Source organism: Pseudomonas sp. Emmai, assembly GCF_055179735.1.
Window position 1 is genome coordinate 1,801,328 of the sequence record NZ_CM143685.1, and the last position, 16,717, is coordinate 1,818,044.

The following is a 16,717-nucleotide window of genomic DNA, read 5'->3' on the forward strand; positions in this document are numbered from 1 at the left end:
GAATGGTGCGGGGGATCGGCGGCGCGATTCAATTGGCGGGAGCGGGTTTTGGGCGATTATCGAACGACAAAGATCTTCGCTTTTTCCCAAGGCAACAAAAAGCCCACCAATCGGTGGGCTTCTTGTATTTCAAAGCGCTATCAGAACAACTTCAACTTCGGCGCTTCTTCTTTCAGCGGCTCGTTCTTCGCCGTTTGTTCGTTCCAGCCACCACCCAGCGCCTTGTACAGATTGACGGCGCTGTTCAACTGCGCCAGACGGTCGGTGATCAGCGCCTGTTGGGCACTGAACAACTGGCGCTGGGCGTCGAGGAAGGTCAGGTTGCTGTCGACACCAATGCGGTAGCGACGCTCGGCCAGACGGTAGTAGTCCTGGTTGGCGGCGACGAAATCACGCTGGGCCTGCAACTGGTCGGTGTAGGTCTGGCGGGCGGCCAGGCCGTCGGCGACTTCCTGGAAGGCCGTTTGAATGGACTTCTCGTAGTTCGCCACGCCGATGTCTTTCTGGATCTTCGAGTAATCCAGGCTGGCGCGCAGGCTGCCGGCGTTGAAGATCGGCAGGTTGATCTGCGGCGAGAACAGCCAGGTCCCCGAACCACCCTTGAACAGACCGGACAGGTCCGGGCTCAGGGTCCCGGCATTGGCGGTCAGGCTGATGCTCGGGAAGAACGCAGCCCGCGCCGCGCCGATGTTGGCGTTGGCGGCCTTCAGGTTGTATTCGGCCTGAAGGATGTCCGGACGACGTTGCAGCAGGTCCGACGGCAGGCCCGGCGGTACATCGCTCAGCAGGTCGTCAGACAGTGGCTTGGCGGCTTGCAGATTGGCCGGGACACCGGTGCCGAGCAGGAGCACCAGGCTGTTTTCGTCCTGAGCGACCTGACGGGTGTACTTGGCCAGTTGCGCCCGGGCGTTTTCCACCGAGGTACGTGACTGGGCCAGGTCCAGGGCCGAGGCGACCCCGACTTCGTTGCTGCGCGAGGTGAGCTTGTAGCTCTCCTCGAAGGCGCCGAGGGTGTCCTGAGTCAGTTTCAGCAGTTCCTTGTCGGCCTGCCAGGTCATGTAGGCGTTGGCCACACTGGCCACCAGGCTGATCTGCGTGCTGCGCCGTGCTTCTTCGGTGGCGAAGTACTTCTGCAGGGCTTCTTCGCTCAGGCTGCGAACCCGACCGAACAGGTCGAGTTCATAGGCGCTGATGCCGACAGTTGCCGAGTAGGAGCTGGTGATGCCCGCCTGACCGGTTTGCGAAGCGTCCGCCGGAACGCGCTGGCGGCTGCCGGTGCCGTTAGCCGAGATGGCCGGGTACAGATCGGCACGCTGGATGCGGTACTGCGCCGCGAAGGCGTCGATATTCAGGGCCGCGACACGCAGGTCACGGTTGTTTTCCAGGGCGACCTGGATCATCTGTTGCAGCGCCGGGTCATGGAAAAACTGCTTCCAGCCCTGTTCGGCGGCGGCCTGGCTCGGCGCCTGGGCCGGCGAATACGCTGGCCCCTGCGGGAATTGACCTGCCACCGGTGCTGCCGGCTGCTGATAGTCAGGAATCAGCGAGCAGCCACCGAGCACGAAGGCGGCAACAGCTAGGGAGAGTAGCGACTTGCTCATTGGCCAGCCTCTTTAGGATTTTCAATAGCGTCATCCTGATCAGCTTTTTTGCGCTGGCCGATGGACGACACGGTGACGAAGAACAGTGGGACCCAGAAGATCGCCAGGACCGTGGCGGTGATCATACCGCCAATTACCCCGGTACCGATCGCGTGCTGACTGCCCGAACCGGCACCAGTGGAGATGGCGAGCGGAACCACACCAAGGACGAAGGCCAGCGACGTCATGATGATCGGTCGCAGACGCATGCGGCAGGCCTCGATGGCCGCCTCGCGCAGGCTGCGTCCTTGCTCGTGCAAGTCCTTGGCGAACTCGACGATCAGAATGGCGTTTTTCGATGCCAGACCGATGGTTGTCAACAGCCCCACCTGGAAGTACACGTCGTTGGACAGCCCTCGCAGGCTGGTAGCCATCAACGCACCGATGATCCCCAGCGGTACCACGAGCATGACCGCGATCGGAATCGACCAGCTTTCATACAGGGCCGCCAGACACAGGAACACCATCAGCAGCGACAGGGCGTACAACGCCGGCGCCTGGGAACCGGACAAGCGTTCCTCGTACGACAGACCGGTCCAGGAAATCCCCACACCCGCCGGCAGTTTCTTGGCAAGGGCTTCGACTTCGGCCATGGCTTCACCGGTGGAGTAGCCCGGCGCTGGAGCCCCGAGGATTTCCATCGCTTCCACGCCGTTGTAACGGGCCAGTTTCGGCGAACCGTACACCCACTCGCCCTTGGCGAAGGCGGAGAACGGCACCATGGTCCCCGCGCTGTTGCGCACATACCACTTCTTCAAGTCTTCCGGGCTCATCCGCGAGCCTGGCTTGCCTTGAACGTAAACCTTCTTCACCCGACCACGGTCGATAAAGTCGTTCACGTAGCTACTACCGAAGGAAATCGACAGCGTGCTGTTGATGTCGGAGAGGGTCAGGCCCAGGGCGCTGGCTTTCTCGTCGTCGATTTCCAGCTGGTATTGCGGCTCGTCGTTCAGGCCGTTCGGACGCACCTGATACAGCACCTTGCTCTGCGCCGCCATGCCGAGGAACTGGTTACGCGCCGCCATCAGCTTGTCGTGACCGATACCGGCACGGTCTTGCAGGAACACGTCGAAACCGGTGGCGTTACCCAACTCCAGGACCGCCGGCGGTGCGAAGGCAAACACCATCGCGTCGCGGAAGCTGAAGAAGTGTTGCTGGGCGCGACCTGCCAGGGCAAACACGCTGTTGTCAGCGTTACGCTCGCCCCACGGCTTGAGCATGATGAACGCCAGGCCCGAGCTCTGGCCACGACCGGCGAAGTTGAAGCCGTTCACGGTGAACACCGAAGCCACCGCGCCGGATTCTTTCTCCAGCAGGTAGGAACGCATCTCGTCGATCACCACTTGCGTGCGTTCAGCACTGGAACCGGCCGGGGTTTGCACCTGGGCGAACAGTACGCCCTGGTCTTCTTCCGGCAGGAACGCGGTCGGAATGCGGGTGAACAGCCAGATCATGCCGACGATGATCAACAGGTAAGCCAGCAAGTACGGGATCTTGTGCTTGAGCATGTTGCCGACACCGCGCTCGTAGCTTCTGAGGCCACGGTCGAAGTTACGGTTGAACCAGCCGAAGAAGCCGCGTTTAGGAGTGCCGTGCTCGCCTTTCGGTATCGCCTTGAGCATGGTGGCGCAGAGTGCCGGGGTGAAGATCAGGGCAACCAATACCGACAGGGCCATGGCCGAGACGATGGTGATCGAGAACTGCTTGTAGATCACACCGGTGGAGCCGCTGAAGAACGCCATCGGCAGCAGTACCGCCGACAGTACCAACGCGATACCGACCAGCGCGCCCTGGATCTGCCCCATGGATTTCTTGGTGGCCTCCTTGGGTGACAGGCCTTCCTCGCTCATCACCCGCTCGACGTTTTCCACCACGACGATGGCATCGTCCACCAGCAAGCCGATGGCCAGCACCATACCGAACATGGTCAGGGTGTTGATGCTGAAACCGAACGCCGCGAGGATCCCGAACGTACCCAGCAATACCACCGGCACGGTCATCGTGGTGATGATGGTGGCGCGGAAGTTTTGCAGGAACAGGAACATCACCAGGAACACCAGTACGATCGCTTCGACCAGGGTTTCAACCACACCCTTGATCGACTCGGTCACCACTGGCGTGGTGTCATACGGGAATACCACTTCCATCCCTTCCGGGAAGAATGGTTTCAGGCTGTCGATGGTTTTGCGCAGAGCCTTGGCCGTGTCGAGAGCGTTGGCACCGTTGGCCAGTTTTACCGCCAGACCGGAAGCCGGCTTGCCGTTGAACTGCGCCGCGATGCTGGAGTTCTCACCACCGAGGCCGACATCGGCGACATCACCGACACGAACTTGCGAACCATCCTTGTTGACCTTCAGCAGGATCGCCTTGAACTGCTCGGCAGTTTGCAGGCGGGTCTTGCCGATGATCGTGGCGTTCAATTGCTGGCCAGGCAACGCAGGCAGGCCGCCCAGTTGACCGGAGGAGATTTGAACGTTCTGTGCCGAGATCGCGGCACTGACGTCGGCCGGGGTCAGGTTGTAGTTGTTCAACTTGGCCGGGTCGAGCCAGATCCGCATCGCGTACTGGGCACCGAAGACCTGGAAGTCACCGACACCGGCGGTCCGGGAGATCGGGTCCTGCATGTTCGACACGATGTAGTTGGACAAGTCGTCCTTGGACATGCTGCCGTCTTGCGACACCACGCCAATCACCAGCAGGAAGTTTTTCACTGCCTTGGTCACGCGGATCCCCTGTTGCTGCACTTCTTGCGGCAGCAGTGGGGTGGCCAGGTTCAGTTTGTTCTGAACCTGAACCTGCGCGGTGTCGGAGTTGGTGCCCTGCTCGAAGGTGGCGGTAATGGTCATGCTGCCGTCGGAGTTACTTTCCGACGACACATAACGTAGGTTGTCGATACCGTTGAGTTGCTGTTCAATCACCTGGACCACGGTGTCCTGAACCGTTTGGGCCGAAGCGCCCGGGTAGGTCACGGAGATCGCGATGGCTGGAGGCGCAATGCTCGGGTATTGGTTGATCGGCAGTTTGAGGATCGATAGAGCCCCGACCAGCATGATCACCAGGGCAATTACCCAGGCGAAAATCGGACGGTCGATAAAAAATTTCGACATGGTTTACTCCCCTTTGCCGCTGTAAGCCTTGTCAGCTGTTTGAGCGGGGGCCGGGTTCTTGCCAACGTTGGTTGCTTCCGTGGCCTTGACTTCAACGCCAGGCTTGACGAATTGCAGCCCTTCGGTGATCAGGCGATCGCCCGCCTTGAGACCGTCTTCGATCAGCCATTGGCTACCGACGGTGCGGCTGGCCTTCAACTGACGCAGCTCGACCTTGTTGTCCGGACCGACGACCAGTGCGGTCGGGGTGCCTTTGAGGTCGCGGGTCACACCTTGTTGCGGTGCGAGGATCGCTGCGCTGTTCACGCCGGATTGCAGCTGGGCGTGCACGAACATGCCCGGCAGCAGGGTGTGATCAGGGTTGGGGAACACGGCGCGCAAGGTGACGGAACCGGTGGTCTGGTCAACCGAGACTTCGGAGAACTCCAGTTTGCCGTCCTGCTTGTACTGGCTGCCGTCTTCCAGGGTCAGCTTGACCGCGGCCGAGTTGTCGCCAGCCTTTTGCAGGCGACCGCTTTCCAGTTCACGGCGCAGCTCAAGGAGCTCGACCGAAGACTGGGTCACGTCGACGTAGATTGGGTCCAGTTGCTGGATGACGGCCATGGCGTCGGTCTGGCCGCTGGTGACCAGCGCGCCTTCGGTTACCGAAGATCGGCCGATACGACCGGTGATCGGTGCGTAGACCTTGGTGTAGCGCACGTTGATCTGGGCCGATTGCAAGGTCGCTTCCGACTGTAAACGATTGGCCAGGGCCGTGTCGTATTCCTGGCGGCTGACCGCTTGCTCCTTGACCAGTTGCTGGTAACGATCGGAGATCGACTTGGTCTGTTGCAGGTTGGCTTGGGCGCTTTTCAGGGTGGCCTCATAGACCGACGGATCGATCTGATAGAGCTGCTGGCCAGCCTTGACGTCGCCGCCTTCCTTGAACAGGCGCTTGAGAATGATGCCGTTGACCTGCGGGCGAACTTCGGCGATGCGGTACGCACTGGTACGTCCCGGCAGTTCGGATGTCAGGGTAAAGGCTTGAGGTTGCAGGGTGACGACGCCGACCTGAGGGGCGGGAGCGGCAGGAGGTGCCTCTTCCTTTTTACATCCGCTGAGCAGCGATGCCAGGGCGACGGCAGTGACCAGGGCGGTAACAGCTGGCTTGAATTGCATGAAAATCCTCGGGTCAGGCGCGCAAAATGCGCACTAGAAAGGTGGAAGGGTAAAAAAGGTGTGCTGAGTGGATAAGTAGCTTGCTAAGGAATATACTTACGTTCATGGTTGTTTGTAAATACCTTGGCTGCTTACCCACTTCGTTACAAAAGCCGTCAAAGATTTGAATTGTAGGCCGGGGACGATGCCCAAGAGCGCTTGCCCCACTTTTATTCAGCGGCTGTTCAGACATCGCTGAAGCATCCTGATTGAGGTTGTACTGCCATGGTCCGTCGTACCAAAGAGGAAGCTCAAGAAACCCGTAGCCAGATTCTCGAAGCGGCAGAGAAAGCCTTTTATGAAAGGGGCGTGGCGCGCACGACACTGGCGGACATCGCCACCCTGGCCGGCGTAACTCGCGGGGCCATCTACTGGCATTTCAGCAATAAGGCGGATCTGGTGCAGGCCATGCTCGATACCTTGCATGAGCCGCTGGATGAAATGGCCAAGGCCAGCGAGAGTGAGGATGAACTCGATCCGCTGGGCTGCATGCGCAAGCTGCTGACTCATTTGTTTCATCAAGTTGCCTTGGACCCGAAGACCCGTCGCATCAATGAGATTCTGTTTCATAAGTGCGAATTCACCGATGAAATGTGTGACCTGCGCCAGCAGCGCCGTGCGGTCAGCCTCGACTGCAACGTGCGAATCGCCCTGGCCTTGAGTAATGCGGTGAATCGCGGACAGTTGCCCGAAGATCTCGACACGGCCCGCGCGGCGATCAGCCTGCACGCCTACATCGACGGCATCCTGTATCAGTGGCTGCTGGCCCCGGACAGCTTTGAGCTGCACGCCGAAGCCGAGCGCTGGGTCGATACAGGGTTGGACATGCTGCGCCTGAGCCCCAGCCTGCGCAAATGAAACAAAATGCGTATTTGGGACAGGGTGTGTCAACACCCCAGTGGGTAGAAGGCGCTGATTTCTTCACCCCAAGGCATGGTGTGCTTTTATATACGGACTAGTAGCAGGTTGATAGGTAGCGAGCTACGTATTTTGTAGGGAATTTGTTTCGTGCGTGTGAACGACTGTAAATAAACCCGAAAAAGTGACCTTAGCCTGCAATCTTTGAACGCTCTATGCAAAAAGCCCCGGCTCTTTCGAGTCGGGGCTTTTGCGTTTGCGCAGGAGCAGCGTTTGCTCCTGTAAGCACCCTTACAGCGTTGGATAGTCGATATAACCGACCGGACCCTTGGCGTAGAACAGTTCTGGGCGCGCTTCATTAAGCGGCGCATCCGCCTTCAAGCGCGCGGGCAAATCCGGGTTGGCGATGAACGGCACGCCAAACGCGACCGCATCAGCCTTGCCGGAGGCCAGCCAGGCATTGGCGCTGTCCTTGGTGAAGCGCTCGTTGGCGATGTACGGGCCGCCGAAGGCTTCTTTCAGTTGTGGGCCGAGGCTGTCGCCGGCTTCTTTCTCGCGGGAGCAAATGAACGCGATGCCACGCTTGCCCAGTTCGCGAGCGACGTAGGTGAAGGTCTCGGACAGGTTGTCGTCGCCCATGTCATGGGAGTCGGCGCGCGGTGCCAGGTGCACACCGACACGGCCAGCGCCCCAGACTTCGATGGCGGCGTCGGTCACTTCCAGCAGCAGGCGTGCACGGTTTTCCAGGGAACCGCCGTAGTGGTCGGTGCGCTGGTTGGTGCTGCTTTGCAGGAACTGGTCGAGCAGGTAACCGTTGGCGCCGTGGATTTCCACGCCGTCGAAACCGGCAGCCTTGGCGTTTTCGGCGCCGACGCGGTAGGCGTCTACGACATCAGCGATTTCTTCGATTTCCAGAGCCCGTGGCGTTGGATAGTCGGCCAGTGGACGCACCAGGCTGACATGGCCTTTAGGCTGGATGGCGCTCGGTGCGACCGGAGCTTCGCCGTTCAGGTACGACGGGTGGGAGACCCGGCCGACGTGCCACAGTTGCAGGACGATCTTGCCGCCGGCCGCATGGACCGCTTTGGTCACGTTGGCCCAGCCACGCACCTGGTCGTTGGACCAGATACCCGGGGTGTCCGGGTAGCCGACGCCCATCGGCGTGACCGAGGTGGCCTCGCTGAGGATCAGGCCGGCCGAGGCCCGTTGGACGTAGTACTCGGCCATCAGCGCGTTCGGCACACGGCCTTCGTCGGCGCGGCAGCGGGTCAGCGGCGCCATGATGATGCGGTTGGCCAACTCGAGGTCGCCCAGTTTGATTGGATCGAAAATAGTCGTCATGAAATAGCTCTCTTTTGAAGATCAATGAGTAGTGGCAGGGGCCAGTTCGGGATCGCCGCTCTGACGGAAAGTAATCAGGGTCACCAGCAGGGCGAGCACCGCCAGTGCGGCCGCCGCGAGGGGCACGCTGGTCAGGCCGAAGCCGTGGGCGATGACGCTGCCGCCGACCCAGGCACCGAGTGCGTTGCCGACGTTGAAGGCGCCGATGTTCAGGGTCGAGACCAGGTTCGGTGCCGCCTTGCCGAAGGTCACCACGTTGATTTGCAGCGCAGGGACGGCGGCAAATGAAGCGGTGGCCCAGAGGAACAGGGTGATTTCAGTCGGGATCAGCGCGACGCTGGTCCAGGTCAGGACTGTCGAAACCACGGCCATCGAGATGAAGACGCCGATCAGCGTGGCGGCCAGGCGTTTGTCCGCCAGCTTGCCGCCGATGATGTTGCCGACCGTCAGGCCGAGGCCGATCAGCAGCAGGGTCCAGGTCACGCCTTTGGGCGAGACGCCGGTCACATCGCCAAGCAGCGGAGCGACGTAGGTGAAGAGGGTGAACATCGACGCGGCAAACAACGCTGTCATGGTCAGCGACAGCCAGATCCCGGCGCCTTTGAGGGCTCGCAATTCAGCGCGCATATCGAGTTTTTCTTCATCGCGCTTGGCCGGCAGGAAGCGGATCAGGCCGATCAATGCAATCACACCGATCACGGTCACCGCCCAGAAGGTCGAGCGCCAGCCGGCTTCCTGACCGAGCGCGGTGCCCAGCGGTACGCCAAGGACGTTGGCCAGGGTCAAACCGGTGAACATCAGCGCCACGGCCGAAGCGCGCTTGTTGGCCGGCACCAGGCCTGCCGCCACCACCGAACCGATACCGAAGAACGCGCCGTGGCACAGGGCAGTGACCACGCGGGCAAACATCAACACGTTGTAGTCACTGGCCATGGCGCACAGCAGGTTGCCGACGATAAAAATCCCCATCAACGCTACCAGGGCGGCCTTGCGCGGCAGGCGGGCGGTGGCCAGTGCCATGAACGGTGCACCGATGGCCACGCCCAGGGCGTAACCGGTCACCAGCCAGCCGGCGCCGGGGATTGAAACACCCAGGTCAGCCGCCACATCGGGCAGCAGGCCCATGATGACGAACTCGGTGGTGCCGATGGCGAAGGCGCTCAGGGCCAGAATGAGTAGCGAGAGGGGCATTGGTTAATTCCTGGTCGGAGCACTGAGCTCTTTGACGATGGCGTCGAGGGCCGCCTGGATCACGTCCTCGTTGCGTTTGAAGAAGTGCCATTGACCGGCTTTCTGGCTGCTGATCAGACCCGCACGTTGCAATGTGGCCAAATGGGCGGACACGGTCGACTGCGACAAGCCGCAGCGTTGATCGATCTGCCCGGCGCATATGCCGTATTCGTGGTTGTGGATCTGTTCCGGAAACTGGACCTTGGGGTCTTTCAGCCAGATGAGGATGTCTCGGCGTACTGGGTGTGCCAGCGCTTTTATTATTTCGTCGAGGTCAAGGGTCATGGTGTGGGCTCGTAATGAGTAAAACGCTATATCGCGATGGGGCGAACTTTAAATCGTTGAATCGCGATATACCAATATGATTTCGATCTGTAGACCGTGTAAATCGGTATATCGGGTTATAACGATACGTGTTTGTAACAACAGGAGGCGGCAGTGCTAAGCTGCGCGACATGAACTATCTCGCACATCTTCATCTCGGTGGCCAACGCCCCGGTCAATGGCTCGGCAGCCTGTATGGCGATTTCGTCAAAGGGCGCCTGCAAGGGCAGTACACCCCGGACATCGAAGCCGCCATCCAGCTGCATCGCAGCATCGACGTCTTTACCGACCGCCATCCGTTGGTGGACATCGCGTTGTCGCGGTTTACCGTCACGCGTCGGCGCTATGCCGGGATCGTCCTCGATGTGTTTTTCGACCATTGCCTGGCGCGGGACTGGACGCTTTATGCCGATCAGCCGCTGGCGCAATTCACGTCGGACGTTTACCGGGTGCTGTCCAGCGAACCGCAGTTGCCCGAGCGCCTGGCGCAAATCGCGCCGCACATGGTGGCCAATGACTGGTTGGGGTCTTACGAGGATTTCGAGGTGCTGGCGCAGGTGTTGCGGGGGATTTCCCGGCGCTTGACCAAGCCTGAAGAACTGGTCGGGGCGATGCAGGAGTTGCGGGTGTTGTATGAGCCGTTGAGTGATGACTTTCGGCTGTTCTATCCGCAGCTTCAGGATTTCGTCAAAAACCGCTGACACCCATTACCTGTAGGAGCGAGGCTTGCTCGCGAAGGGGCCTTTGAAAGCGCTAAAAGCTTCGCGGGCAAGCCTCGCTCCTACAGAAGCAGAGTTGGCGCGGCGTTCAGTTCGGTTTGATGCGGCATTACGCGGCGATCAGTTCGCCGACACGCCGCGGTTCGGCAGGTTTCGCCACTTCACCAAACAACGCCCGCTGCACCGCCTGCTGCGCTTCGAACGCCAGCGCCGCACGTTCGCGACCTTCGCAGGCAATCGGCTTAAGCAAGTGAATCTCCACCTCGCCCCGGTCATTGGCAAACAAGCGCATCAGGTGCGAGAGCAAATCATCATCACCAATGAACGGCGCCAGCGGATCGATTTCACCATCGCGCAGATAACGGATCGCCACCGGCTGCATCGCGACTTCGGCATCAATCGCCGCTGACAGCAAGCGACCGTGGAAGGTACGCAGCGAACGGCCATCGGTGGTGGTGCCTTCCGGGAACATCAGCAGCGGGTGCTGTTGCTCCAGGTGACGGGTCATCTGCTTGCGGATCAACTGGCTGTCGCCCGAACCGCGACGGATAAACAGGCTGCCCGCCTTGGCCGCCAACCAGCCGGCCACCGGCCAGGTACGCACTTCGGCCTTGGACAGGAACGACAGCGGCGTGATCATCCCCAGCAACGGAATGTCGGTCCAGGACACATGATTACTGACCCAGAGCATCGGCGCCTTCGGCAGTTCACCATGCACCGTCACGCGAAAGGGCAGGGCGTTGCTCAGCCGCGCCATGAAAAACCGCGACCAGCGCTGACGACGGACCATCGAATGGGCAATCCCGGCGCGTTCGAACACGCCGAACACACTGGCCATGGTCAGGCCCAGCGCCACCACAAACAGCACTCGCGCAATTCGCGCGTACACCCGAAGGCGGCTCATTACATAGCCGCCTTGAAGTGTTTGGCGTAACGCGGGCAGAGTTCGTCGCGCTTGAGCAGGATGAATACGTCGGCGACCTGGAAGTCTTCATCCCAGCACGGCTCGCCGCAGATCTTCGCGCCCAGGCGCATGTAGGCCTTGAGCAGCGGCGGCATTTCGGCGATGACGTTGGACGGCAGGTCTAACACAGGCAGCGGTTTTTTCGGCTCGGCCCGCAGGTGTTCGGTGCACAGGTAGCGTTCGCGCAGGCGCTGCATGATGGCGTGGGCCTGGATCCCGCCGTCCTGCATCGGGATGCTCGCGCAACCCATCAAATAGCTGTAGCCGCCCTGGTTCAGGACTTCGGCCAGTTCGCCCCAGAGCACGGCGATGGTGCCGCCGTTGCGGTAGGCCGGGTCGACGCAGGTGCGGCCGATTTCGAGGATCGGGCCTTTCAAGTGGACCAGGCCGTGCAAGCTGAATTCTTCTTCGCTGTAGAACTTGCCCAGGCTGCTGGCGGCGGTGTGGTCGAGCAATCGGGTGGTGGCCACCAGACGACCGGTGTTCAAGTCACGCACGCCGATGTGGGCGCAGTGAACATCATAGTCATCCATGTCCAGACCGCGTTCCGCGCCTTTCAGCTTGGCGTTGAATTCGCCGCTGAATACGTTGAAGCGCAAGGCCTGGGCTTCCTGCAAGGCCTCACTGCCGATCAGGCGTTCGGCTTGCAGGCGGCGTTCATTGCCGGTGTCGCTGATGCGGGCGATCTGAGTCATTGTGAATCTCCGTACGGGCCGTGCACCCGTCGTGGGTTGCAGCCGATCGACTTTCTTTATGCAGCCGTGTTGTGCAAAGTCAGGCTATGTAGCCCCGGTGTCATCGCCGTTAAGCTTTGGTGATGCTTATATGACAGCCCACAAGGAGACTCTTATGCCCTGGCAAACCCTGCTCAATCGCCGCGAACGCCTGCCGGCCAATGCCGACCTGGCCGAAGGCTTTGCGACGTTGTTGCATCAGTTGGGCGCGGTCACGCCGTTCGAACTGGCGGTGGCTGGCGCGCGCTTGATGGCGACGCCGGGGTTGGCGTTTCTGGTGGGTTATCAAGCGGCGTTGCGCGTGTTGTGGCCGAGCGCGCCACAGAGCCTCGGCGCCTTGTGTGCGACCGAACAACGCAGCCTGCGCCCGGCCGACATGCAGACCCGCCTCAAGGATTTGCGTCTGAACGGGCGCAAGGATTTCGTCACCGCCGGCGACGCCGCCGATTGGCTGCTGATCGCTGCTCGCAGCGAAGAACCCGGCGAAGTCCCGCGCCTGAACCTGGCGGTGGTCTATCCCGGCGAGCCAGGCGTGCGCCTGGAAAAACTCCCGGCCATCGCCTTGATGCCGGACATCAGCCACGGCCAGGTATTTCTCGACAACGCCTTCTGCGAGTTGCTGGCCGGCGATGGCTGGGACGCTTACGTCAAACCGTTCCGCACCCTGGAAGACATCTATGTGCTGAGCGCCATGAGCGCGTGGCTGTATGGCGTCGGGCAGGACAGCGACTGGCCGCCAACCCTGCAATTGCGGTTGCTCGCGTTGTTGGCCGGGTGTGCGGAGGTCAGTCGGCAAGCGCCAGGCAATCCGGCCGGGCACGTGGTGCTCGGCGGGTTGTTTGCGCAGTTCGATGGGCTCAAGGCCGAGGTGAATCAGGCGCTGGCTGAAGGGCCGCCGCTTTGGGCGCAGATGTGGCAGCGCGATCAAGCGGTGATGGATCTGGCGGCGGGGGCGCGGGGGAAGCGGTTGGCCAAGGCGTTGGCGGGATCCTTGTCCGGCTGACGGACCTCTTCGCGGGCAAGCCTCGCTCCTACAGGTTTAGCGCAATTCCCTGTAGGAGCGAGGCTTGCCCGCGAAGGCGTCATCATGACCGACGCACATTCCAAAACTGTCATCAACCTCAACTAGGCTCAGCAGGTCCATCCTCCCGAGCCCCCTCCATGTTCAAAGGCTTGTCGCTGTTCATCATGCTGCTGCTCAGCCAAACGGCCCACGCCGAAAACTGGCCCACCGAACAATGGTCGCAAGGCCCGACCATCACCGGCCCGGCCCTGGAAGCCCTGGAAACCTACGCCTTTGCGACCCGCGATGACTCCACCCGAACCGGCATCCGCACCGACGCCTTGCTGGTGATCCGCGACGGTCAACTGATCTACGAACGCTACGCCGGCCCGACCACCGCCGACACCCCGCACCTGACCTGGTCGATCAGCAAAAGCCTGATGGCCACGGTCCTCGGCGTGGCCTATGGCGAAGGCTTGTTCAGGTTGCAGGACCCGGCGGTGAAGTTTTATCCGGCGCTGGAAAACCACCCGACGATTACCCTGGCCGACCTGTTGCATTGGGCCTCCGGCCTGGACTGGCAGGAAGACTACGAATACGCGCCGCTGAAATCCTCGGTGGTGGCCATGCTCTACACCCGCGGTCACGCGAACATGGCCACGTTCACCGCCGCCCACGACGAATACGCGACCCCTGGCCAGGCGTTTCGCTATTCCAGCGGCGACAGCAACCTCCTGTCGGCAGCACTGAAAACCATCGTTGGCCCGAATCGTTATCCCGACTATCCATGGACGGCATTGTTCGAGCCCCTGGGGATTCGGCATGCCGTGTGGGAAACCGACGCCACCGGCACGTTTGTCGCCTCGTCCTATGCCTACCTCACCGCCCGGGACCTGGCGCGGATCGGTCTGTTGATGGCGCGCGATGGTCGTTGGGGCGAGCGGCAATTGGTACCCAAGGACTGGGTCGCCTTCAACCGTGAACCCTTCGCCGGTTATCGCGCCCATCAGGACGAAGCCGTGCCCGGCGGCCAGTGGTGGCTCAACCGCGCAGTGGACGGCGCGGCACCACCTTGGCCGGACGCCCCGGCCGACACCTTCGCCGCGCTGGGGCATTGGGGCCAGGCGCTGTACGTGATCCCCAGCGAAAACCTGGTGATCGTGCGTTATGGCGATGATCGAGACGGGACGTATCGGCACAACGAATTGCTCAACCTCGCGCTCAAGGCGTTTGCCGGGAAGGTGCAGCCATGAGCCGGTTTGTTCGTCGCCGTCCGTTCTCCAGCATTCTTCTTTTGCTGCTGGTTTTACTGCTCGGCTGGATCTGGCAGGAGCGTGTCGCACTGTGGGCGTTTCCGGACATCATCAGCGGCTACACCGCCAAGGAATATTGTTCGTGCCGCTACGTGATGAACAACGACGCCCAGTATTGCCGGGGCTATGTGAAGCAGTGGTTGCCCTTCAGCGGATTTGACGATGACGAAGCGAGCAAGCGCGTGACGGTCAGCGGCCTGGGGCGCAGCAACAGCGCGCAGTGGATCGGCGAACGCCAGGGCTGTCGCCTGCAACCCTGAACCAGATCGCATTCTGTAGGAGCATGGCTTGCCCGCGATGGCGTCCCTGAGATCGCCATCGCAGGCAAGCCTTGCTCCTACAGGTTTCGGTTTGCAACACGCCCACGCCCGGTTAAGGTTCGCTCAGGTTTTCTTGCCCCACGGGTCTTTATGTTCAACCGCTCCTTTTGCAAAACCCTCGCCTTCCTGCTGCTGACCGGCGCCACGCTGTCGGCCCACGCCGATTGGTACCTCGATGGCGAGTCGTCGCGGCTGTCGTTCATCAGCACCAAAAACGCCAATATTTCCGAAGTGCAGCGCTTTCTCGTGCTGCACGGCAAGGTCGATCCCACGGGCCTGGCGCAGGTGGAAGTCGAGATGGATTCAGTGAACAGCGGTATCCCGTTGCGTGACGAGCGGATGCGCAAGGACCTGTTCGAGATCCAGACCTTCCCCGACGCCGTGATCACCGCGCAGATCGACCTGCGCCCGATCAACGACCTGGCCCCCGGCGCCCAGCTGGAATTGCGCTTGCCGCTGACCGTCAGCCTCCACGGCAAGCAACACCAATACACCACTGAACTGTTGGCGACCCGCCTCGATGACCGGCGCTTTCAAGTGGTCACGCTGGAGCCGCTGGTGATCAACGCTGAAGATTTCGACCTGGCCCCAGGGCTGGACAGTTTGCGCAAGGTCGCCGGGTTGTCGGCCATCAGCCTGTCGGTGCCGGTGAGTGCGGTACTGATTTTCACGGCGCGCTGACATGGCCGGTGCCGTATTTCCGTGGCGTGAAGGCAATCACTTTGAACTGCTGATCGACGGTCCGCAGTTCTTTCCGCGCATGTTGGTGGCGATTGCCCGTGCCGAAGAGCAGGTCGAACTGGAGCTGTATCTGGTGGAGGCGGGGGCCTGCGCCGAGGCGATGGTCCAGGCGTTGGTGCAAGCCGCCGAGCGCGGTGTGCGGGTGCGTTGCCTGTTCGATGACTATGGCAGCCTCGCCTTCACCCTGAACCTGCGCCAACGCTTGATGGCGGCGGGGGTGGAACTGCGTTTCTACAATCGCTTGAGCTGGCGGCGTTGGGTCGGCAATTTCTATCGCGACCACCGCAAGTTGTTGCTGGTCGATCAACGTCTGGCGGTGGTCGGCGGCACAGGCGTGACCGACGAATTCTGGACCCCGGGCGAAGACACCAGCGAATGGCACGAAGTGATGGTGGAAATGACCGGCCCGCTGGTGCTCGACTGGCAATTGCTGTTCGACCGTCAATGGATCGCCAACCGCCACCGCCGCGCCTGGAAACCCGCCTCGCATTTCGGCCTGCCGCGTTTGCCGCGTGTGCCGTCCATGGGCGAAGGCATGGGCCGCGTGGCCTATGCCGACGCCCGCCAGCACCGGGACATCCTGCAGTCGTTGTTCCGCGCGTTGAACAGCGGCCAGCAGCGCATCTGGCTGGCCACGCCGTATTTCCTGCCGACCTGGAAAGTCCGTCGCTCGTTGCGCAAAGCCGCCGCGCGCGGTATCGACGTGCGCCTGCTGCTGACCGGGCCGCGCACCGATCACCCGTCGGTGCGCTACGCCGGGCATCGCTACTACCCGCGCCTGCTCAAGGCCGGGGTGAAAATCTTCGAGTACCAGCCGTGTTTCCTGCACCTGAAAATGGTGCTGGTGGACGACTGGGTGAGCATTGGTTCGTGCAATTTCGATCACTGGAATTTGCGCTTCAACCTCGAAGCCAACCTTGAAGCGCTGGACCCCGGATTGACGGCGGCAGTGGCGGCGAGTTTCGAGAAGGACTTTGCCCTGAGCCAGGAAGTCAGCCTGGAGGAATGGCAACGCCGGCCATTGTGGCGGCGGATCAAGCAGAGGGTGTGGGGCTGGGTGGATCGGGTGGTGGTGAATCTGCTGGATCGGCGGGGCTAACCACCCACACCGACGACCTCCTGTAGGAGCGAGGCTTGCCCGCGAAGACGGCATCACATTCGACGAAGATGTTGAATGTGATGCCGTCTTCGCGGGCAAGCCTCGCTCCTACAAGGGCGGGTTGATC

The 16,717-nt window shown here is 61.4% G+C and carries 15 protein-coding genes; 7 read left to right on the top strand and 8 right to left on the bottom strand.

Annotated elements, in window-relative coordinates; genetic code table 11:
* Positions 1-140 precede the first annotated feature (140 nt).
* From emhC to emhA, 3 genes are read right to left on the bottom strand one after another with little or no spacing between them, the layout of a single operon-like run.
* Complete coding sequence (emhC, locus tag ACY4LX_RS08040; RefSeq protein WP_463259619.1) at positions 141-1,601, bottom strand: efflux RND transporter outer membrane subunit EmhC; 1,461 nt, start codon at positions 1,599-1,601, stop codon at positions 141-143.
* Positions 1,598-4,747, bottom strand: coding sequence for an efflux RND transporter permease subunit EmhB (emhB, locus tag ACY4LX_RS08045; protein WP_463259620.1), 3,150 nt, complete (start codon positions 4,745-4,747; stop codon positions 1,598-1,600). Before emhB ends, emhC begins: the two co-directional genes overlap by 4 nt.
* Before the next feature lie 3 nt (positions 4,748-4,750).
* Positions 4,751-5,905: an efflux RND transporter periplasmic adaptor subunit EmhA gene (gene emhA / locus ACY4LX_RS08050; protein WP_463259621.1), complete on the bottom strand. Its 1,155-nt coding sequence runs from the start codon at positions 5,903-5,905 to the stop codon at positions 4,751-4,753.
* 264 nt (positions 5,906-6,169) lie between these two features.
* On the opposite strand from emhA, the gene emhR reads away from it, so the two are divergent.
* Positions 6,170-6,802 (top strand): efflux system transcriptional repressor EmhR, encoded by a 633-nt coding sequence (emhR, locus tag ACY4LX_RS08055; RefSeq protein WP_149657252.1) that lies wholly within the window; start codon positions 6,170-6,172, stop codon positions 6,800-6,802.
* Positions 6,803-7,093: 291 nt separating this feature from the next.
* On the opposite strand, the gene ACY4LX_RS08060 is transcribed toward emhR, so the two are convergent.
* The 3 genes from ACY4LX_RS08060 to ACY4LX_RS08070 are packed head-to-tail and all read right to left on the bottom strand — an operon-like array spanning position 7,094 to position 9,658.
* Positions 7,094-8,143, bottom strand: a complete 1,050-nt coding sequence (locus ACY4LX_RS08060) for an alkene reductase (protein WP_149657251.1) — start codon at positions 8,141-8,143, stop codon at positions 7,094-7,096.
* 21 nt (positions 8,144-8,164) lie between these two features.
* On the bottom strand, positions 8,165-9,334 hold the full coding sequence (locus ACY4LX_RS08065) for an MFS transporter (protein WP_463259622.1): 1,170 nt from the start codon (positions 9,332-9,334) through the stop codon (positions 8,165-8,167).
* 3 nt (positions 9,335-9,337) lie between these two features.
* Positions 9,338-9,658: an ArsR/SmtB family transcription factor gene (locus ACY4LX_RS08070; protein ID WP_054046859.1), complete on the bottom strand. Its 321-nt coding sequence runs from the start codon at positions 9,656-9,658 to the stop codon at positions 9,338-9,340.
* A 170-nt stretch (positions 9,659-9,828) separates the two neighbouring features.
* Between ACY4LX_RS08070 and ACY4LX_RS08075 the strand changes: the two genes are divergently transcribed.
* Positions 9,829-10,398: an acyl carrier protein phosphodiesterase gene (locus ACY4LX_RS08075; RefSeq protein ID WP_463259623.1), complete on the top strand. Its 570-nt coding sequence runs from the start codon at positions 9,829-9,831 to the stop codon at positions 10,396-10,398.
* Between the two features lie 127 nt (positions 10,399-10,525).
* Here ACY4LX_RS08075 and ACY4LX_RS08080 read toward each other — a convergent pair whose 3' ends face one another.
* The gene (locus ACY4LX_RS08080) at positions 10,526-11,320 is read right to left on the bottom strand and encodes a lysophospholipid acyltransferase family protein (RefSeq protein WP_149657248.1); all 795 of its coding nucleotides are present in this window, start codon (positions 11,318-11,320) and stop codon (positions 10,526-10,528) included.
* Positions 11,320-12,075, bottom strand: a complete 756-nt coding sequence (gene olsB / locus ACY4LX_RS08085; protein WP_149657247.1) for an L-ornithine N(alpha)-acyltransferase — start codon at positions 12,073-12,075, stop codon at positions 11,320-11,322. The genes ACY4LX_RS08080 and olsB overlap by 1 nt, the downstream gene beginning before the upstream one ends.
* A gap of 154 nt (positions 12,076-12,229) precedes the next feature.
* Between olsB and ACY4LX_RS08090 the strand changes: the two genes are divergently transcribed.
* From ACY4LX_RS08090 to ACY4LX_RS08110, 5 genes are all read left to right on the top strand, one after another.
* Positions 12,230-13,117, top strand: a complete 888-nt coding sequence (locus ACY4LX_RS08090; RefSeq protein WP_463259624.1) for an acyl-CoA dehydrogenase middle domain-containing protein — start codon at positions 12,230-12,232, stop codon at positions 13,115-13,117.
* Positions 13,118-13,275: 158 nt separating this feature from the next.
* Entirely contained in the window at positions 13,276-14,370 is a 1,095-nt protein-coding gene (locus tag ACY4LX_RS08095; RefSeq protein ID WP_463259625.1) for a serine hydrolase domain-containing protein, read from the top strand.
* Positions 14,367-14,690, top strand: a complete 324-nt coding sequence (locus ACY4LX_RS08100) for an amidase (protein ID WP_463259626.1) — start codon at positions 14,367-14,369, stop codon at positions 14,688-14,690. The genes ACY4LX_RS08095 and ACY4LX_RS08100 overlap by 4 nt, the downstream gene beginning before the upstream one ends.
* Positions 14,691-14,840: 150 nt before the next feature.
* A complete protein-coding gene (locus ACY4LX_RS08105) occupies positions 14,841-15,431 on the top strand; it encodes a YceI family protein (protein ID WP_149657243.1) in 591 nt (196 codons plus the stop codon).
* Between the two features lies 1 nt (position 15,432).
* Complete coding sequence (locus ACY4LX_RS08110; RefSeq protein WP_149657242.1) at positions 15,433-16,590, top strand: phospholipase D-like domain-containing protein; 1,158 nt, start codon at positions 15,433-15,435, stop codon at positions 16,588-16,590.
* Positions 16,591-16,717 lie beyond the last annotated feature (127 nt).